Source organism: Nocardia tenerifensis NBRC 101015 (assembly GCF_000308715.1).
Lineage (GTDB): Bacteria > Actinomycetota > Actinomycetes > Mycobacteriales > Mycobacteriaceae > Nocardia > Nocardia tenerifensis.
Map to the genome: position 1 here is coordinate 1 of NZ_BAGH01000305.1, position 380 is coordinate 380.

General features: G+C 67.9%; 1 protein-coding gene. It reads right to left on the reverse strand.

Annotated features, from left to right (window positions below; genetic code table 11):
- The coding region (locus ON39_RS24275) for an alpha/beta hydrolase (RefSeq protein ID WP_040737800.1) at nt 1-380 on the reverse strand (380 nt) is incomplete at both ends.

Here is a 380-nt window from a genome sequence, read left to right on the forward strand (position 1 = left end):
AGGTAGGGGTCGTTGGCGGCCCAGGTGGGGTCTTGGGGTGGTCCCCACATGTTGATCGGGTTGCCGCGCCAGCGTCCGACGACGGCGGCGACCATGGCTTGGCCTTGGGGGTCGGAGGTGCGGACGCAGCCGCTGTAGGAGCCCAGGGCGCGGTAGGTGTGGGGTGCGGCGAGGGCGAGTTGGAACACGGAGGTGGCGGCCATGGAGATTCCGGCGATGGCGTTGGCTCCGGTGCCGTGGAAGGTGGTGTCGATGATGGGGGGTAGTTCGTGGGTGAGGAAGGTGCTCCAGCGTTGGCGGCCCAGTACGGGGTCGTCGGTGTGCCAGTCGGTGAAGTAGCTGCCCGAGCCGCCGATGGGGATGACGACGTTGACCTGTTT